Annotated in this window: 3 protein-coding genes; all 3 read left to right on the top strand. The window is 34.5% G+C overall.

Annotation, left to right across the window (positions count from 1 at the left end):
• The coding region (locus tag WH277_RS00690; RefSeq protein ID WP_339503786.1) for a hypothetical protein at nt 1–242 on the top strand (242 nt) is incomplete at its 5' end.
• Nucleotides 243–252: 10 nt separating this feature from the next.
• Entirely contained in the window at nt 253–501 is a 249-nt protein-coding gene (locus tag WH277_RS00695) for a hypothetical protein (protein ID WP_339503789.1), read from the top strand.
• On the top strand, nt 494–685 hold a 192-nt coding region (locus tag WH277_RS00700), incomplete at its 3' end, for a hypothetical protein (protein WP_339503791.1). The genes WH277_RS00695 and WH277_RS00700, both read left to right, overlap by 8 nt.

Below are 685 nucleotides of genomic sequence, written 5' to 3' on the forward strand. Positions count from 1 at the left end.
CAGCTATAAGGCATAAGCAGTTAACAGCGATTTATATAGATAGAATAGATGACGCTTTTAGATACACGAAGTTTAAAGACACTGCTGATGTTGCTGCTTTTCATTTTAAACATAGACCCAGCTTGAGGATTATGTCTCTCGATTTCGTTAGTTTTTATGATGGAGTATTAAGCGTTGGCGAAGCTGATGATGATGCCAAGTTAGTTTGGAACTTTGTTGATAGATATTTTCAAGAAAGGTGAGGGGGTTATAATGCCAGCGGATGATGGATCGGGCGCAATAATAGCGGCAATGGGTATGTTTATGTCTCTTTGCTCCGGCGGTATTTTTATATATTTTATTCTATGGTTTGTGAGCTTAATGATCGGTTCAAATGATGCTGCTAACGCATCATTAAAAGAAATTAATAACGCAAAAGATAAGATGAATCAGCGCATGAAACAACAACAGCAAGCTGATCATGACGCTCAAATGAAAGCGTTGAGGGGTGAAGATGAATGATGATTTGATTGGTTTATTAGTGCTTTCTTTTTTTATGATTCTTTTCTTTATTTTTATATTTGTGAAAAATGACAAGCTTTATATTTTTCAAACAAACATGCGTTTAAAAATAATGAGATTGAAAAGCAGAGGCGTTATTCCTGTAAAAACAAAAGATGAAATAGAAGAAGACAAAATAAAAGAG

Origin of the sequence: Erwinia sp. MYb416, assembly GCF_037479575.1 — a bacterium.
Lineage (GTDB): Bacteria > Pseudomonadota > Gammaproteobacteria > Enterobacterales > Enterobacteriaceae > Erwinia > Erwinia rhapontici.